Origin of the sequence: Caulobacter sp., from assembly GCF_049283275.1 — a bacterium.
GTDB lineage: Bacteria > Pseudomonadota > Alphaproteobacteria > Caulobacterales > Caulobacteraceae > Caulobacter.
Genome location: NZ_JBAPVS010000222.1, coordinates 1 through 3,276, shown reverse-complemented (window position 1 = coordinate 3,276; position 3,276 = coordinate 1). Strand labels below are relative to the sequence as shown.

The 3,276-nt window shown below is 71.8% G+C and carries 3 protein-coding genes; 2 read left to right on the top strand and 1 reads right to left on the bottom strand.

Features of this window, described 5'->3' with window-relative positions:
- Positions 1-539: alcohol dehydrogenase catalytic domain-containing protein (locus WAL33_RS12500; RefSeq protein ID WP_422181885.1), on the bottom strand; the 539-nt coding region annotated here is incomplete at its 3' end.
- Between the two features lie 69 nt (positions 540-608).
- Between WAL33_RS12500 and WAL33_RS12495 the strand changes: the two genes are divergently transcribed.
- Positions 609-1,487 (top strand): isoaspartyl peptidase/L-asparaginase family protein, encoded by an 879-nt coding sequence (locus WAL33_RS12495; RefSeq protein WP_422181884.1) that lies wholly within the window; start codon positions 609-611, stop codon positions 1,485-1,487.
- 103 nt (positions 1,488-1,590) lie between these two features.
- Positions 1,591-3,228 (top strand): phosphoglucomutase (alpha-D-glucose-1,6-bisphosphate-dependent), encoded by a 1,638-nt coding sequence (gene pgm, locus WAL33_RS12490; protein ID WP_422181883.1) that lies wholly within the window; start codon positions 1,591-1,593, stop codon positions 3,226-3,228.
- The last annotated feature ends 48 nt before the right edge of the window (positions 3,229-3,276 follow it).

The window sequence follows — 3,276 nt, the reverse complement described above, 5'->3', positions numbered from 1 at the left end:
GCCAGGTCGACCTTCTCCTGAGAGGAGGCCGCCGCGATCACCCGCGCGCCCATCGCCTTGCCCAGCTCCACCGCCGCCAGGCCGACGCCGCCGGCCGCGCCCAGCACCAGCAGGGTCTCGCCGGCCTTCAGATGGCCGCGGTCCTTCAGGGCGTAATAGGAGGTGCCGTAGGTGAGAATGAAGGCCGCGGCCTCGTCGAACGGCATGTCGTCGGGGATCGGCGTGCAGCGCACGGCGTCCAGCGCCACCTGCTCGGCCATGCCGCCGTGGCCGGTCGAGGCCAGCACGCGCTGGCCGACCTTCAGGCTCGTGACGCCCTCGCCCACCGCGGTGACGACGCCCGACACCTCGCCGCCGGGGGCGAACGGCCGCTCGGGCTTGAACTGGTATTTGTCCTCGATGATCAGGACGTCAGGATAGTTGACGCCGCAGGCCTTGACGGCGAGCACCACCTGGCCGGGACCGGCGACGGGATCGGGAAGCTCTTCCAGCACCAAGGTCTCGGGTCCGCCGACCGCCTTGCTGAGCACCGCCTTCATCTCGCCTCTCCCGTCTTTCTTCGTTATGAGCGCGGACGCTAGCGCAGGCCGCTCGGCCAAGGAAGCAGAATGTCAAACAAACGTTTTACTCTCGCCCTGCACGGCGGCGCGGGTCCCAAGCGCGGCCATGACTACGGCGTCGAGATCGCCCATATGCGCGGCCTGGTCGAGGCGGCGCGCGACCGCCTGGCGGCGGGGGCCGGCGCCCTGGACGTCGCCGTGGAGACCGTGGTCGCCCTGGAGGCCTCGGGTCTCTACATCGCCGGCAAGGGCGCCTCGCCCAACGCCGACGGCGAATACGAGCTGGACGCCAGCCTGATGGACGGCGCCACCTTGCGGGCCGGGTCGGTGGCGGCCCTGCAGGGCTTCGAGAGCCCGATCCTGGCCGCCCGGGCGGTGATGGAGCGCACCCCGCACGTGATGCTGGCCGGCGAAGGGGCCATGGCCTTCGCTCGCGAACAGGGCCTCAAGGCGATCGCCGATCCCGCCGCCTGGTTCACCCACGCCGGCGCCTTCGAGGCCAATCATGCGTCTGATGTCCTGCCCACCGGCACGGTCGGCTGCGTGGTCCGCGACGCCGAGGGCCGACTGGCGGCGGCGACCTCGACCGCCGGGGTGTTCGGCAAGCTGCCGGGCCGGGTCGGCGACAGCCCGATCATCGGCGCCGGGGCCTGGGCCGACGGTCACGCCGCGGTGTCCTGCACCGGCCAGGGCGAGTATTTCATCCGCACCGCCGTCGCCGCCCAGATCGCCCACCGGGTGCGGTTCGGCGGCGAAAGCCTGGAAGCCGCCGCCCGGGCCGCCATCCAGGAGGTGGCCGACCTCGGCGGCCACGGCGGGCTGATCGCGGTGGACCGCGAAGGGAACGTCGCCATGCCCTTCGCCTCCAGCGGCCTCAAGCGCGCGGCCCTGCTGCCGGACGGGACGATCGTGGCGGAAGCGTTCTAGACCGCGGGAGCCGCCGCCTCGGTTCGAGGCAAAAGGCCGGCCCTTCGTCCTGGCGGGGCCGCGGACATTGAACGGCGAACCGGCGGTCGATAAGGGTGAGCGCATGCATGAGCACGCCGGCCGTCAGGCCCGACCCGAAGACCTCGTCGATCTGGACGCCCTGACCCGCGCCTATTTCGAGGTTCGCCCCGACCCGACCAACGTCGCCCATCGCGTGGCGTTCGGCACCTCCGGCCACCGGGGCTCCAGCCTGGATGCTGCGTTCAACGAGGACCACATCCTGGCGGTCGCCCAGGCCATCGTCGAATACCGCGCCGCCCAGGGGATCAACGGCCCCGTCTTCGTCGGCCGCGACACCCATGGGCTGTCCGAACCCGCCTGGCGCACAACGCTGGAGGTGCTGGTCGCCAACGGCGTGGAGGCCCTGATCGACTCGCGCGACGGCTTCACCCCGACCCCGGCGGTGTCGCACGCCATTCTCCGCCACAACCGCGAGGCGCCCGGCCAGGCCGACGGCGTCCTGCTGACCCCCTCGCACAACCCGCCCCGCGACGGCGGCATCAAGTATAACCCGCCGTCGGGCGGTCCCGCCGGGGGCGAGGCCACCTCGGTGATCGCCGCACGCGCCAACCAGCTGCTGGAAGGCGGCTTGGCCGGGGTCAGACGCATCCCGTTCGAGCGCGCCCTGGCCGGCGCCGGGCGCTACGACTTCCTGGCCCACTATATCGACGACCTGCCCAGCATCCTGGACCTGGACGTCATCCGCGGCGCCGGGGTGAGGATCGGGGCCGATCCGCTGGGCGGGGCCAGCGTCGCCTATTGGGGCGAGATCGCCGACCGCCACCGGCTGGACCTGACCGTGGTCAACGACGCCGTCGACCCGCGCTGGGCGTTCATGCCGCTCGACACCGACGGCAAGATCCGCATGGACTGCTCGTCGTCCTCGGCCATGGCCAACCTGATCAACGCCATGGCGGGGGGCGCCAAATACGATGTCGCCACCGGCAACGACGCCGACGCCGACCGCCACGGGATCGTCACGCCGGACGCCGGCCTGATGAACCCCAATCACTATCTGGCGGCCGCGATCGCCTATCTGTTCACCAACCGCCCGGCCTGGGGCCCGCACGTCGCCGTCGGCAAGACCCTGGTCTCGTCCTCGATGATCGACCGCGTGGTCGCGGGCCTGGGCCGTCGCCTGCTGGAGACGCCCGTCGGCTTCAAGCACTTCGTGCCGGGGCTGCTGGACGGCAGTGTCGGGTTCGGCGGCGAGGAGTCGGCTGGGGCGTCGTTCCTGCGCCGCGACGGGACCGTCTGGACCACCGACAAGGACGGCCTGCTGCTGGCCCTGCTGGCCGCCGAGATCCAGGGCAAGACGGGCCAAAGCGCCAGCCAGCTCTATGCCGGCCTGACGGACCGGTATGGCGCGCCGTCCTATGCCCGCCTCGACGCCCCGGCCAACCGGGCGGAGAAGGCGCGGCTGGGCGCCCTGAGCCCGTCCGACGTCACCGCCAAGACCCTGGCCGGCGAGCCGATCACCGACATCCTCACCAACGCCCCCGGCAACGGCGAGGCGATCGGCGGGCTGAAGGTCACGACCAAGAACGCCTGGTTCGCGGCGCGGCCGTCGGGCACCGAGGACGTCTACAAGATCTATGCGGAGTCGTTCCTGGGTCCGGATCATCTGAAGTCGGTGCAGGCCGAAGCGCGCGAGGTCGTGGCGGGGGCGCTGAAGGGGTAGGGAGCGCGAAACCCCCTCCGGCCCTCCGGGCCACCTCCCCCAGAGGGG